General features: G+C 69.8%; 1 protein-coding gene. It reads left to right on the top strand.

Going from position 1 to position 470, the window contains the following annotated elements:
* On the top strand, nucleotides 1-470 hold a 470-nt coding region (locus tag AC0L2A_RS36395), incomplete at both ends, for an efflux RND transporter permease subunit (RefSeq protein WP_473613008.1).

The raw sequence follows: 470 nt of genomic DNA, 5'->3' as shown, positions 1-470 counted from the left end.
GAAGACGTGGTCGGCGTGATCCAGTACGAGTTCGTCGACTGGCGCGAGCGCAAATCGGCGAACGCCATCCTGGACGAGCTGCGCGGCGTCATGGCCGGCATTCCCGGCGTCGACGTCGAGGTTCGCGTGCCCGAGGCCGGCCCGCCCACTGGCAAGCCGATCCAGATCAGGCTGTCAGCCGTCGACCCGAAAGGTCTCGACGACAAGGCGCGCGCCGTCGCCGCACGCATTGCCAAGGTGCCCGGCGTCATCGACATTTCCGACGGCCTGCCGCCGCCTGGCGTCGACTGGGCGCTCGACGTCGATCGCGCCAAGGCGGCGCAATACGGCATCAGCCCGACCTCGGTCGGCACGGTGGTGCAACTGGTGACGAACGGGCTGAAGCTCAGCGAGTACCGGCCGGCCGGTGCGGACGACGCCGTCGACATCAGGCTGCGCCTGCCCGAGGACCGGCGCACGCTGTCGACCCT

The sequence above is a fragment of the Mesorhizobium sp. WSM4844 genome, assembly GCF_055811775.1.
This window is presented reverse-complemented; position numbering and strand designations above follow the sequence as displayed.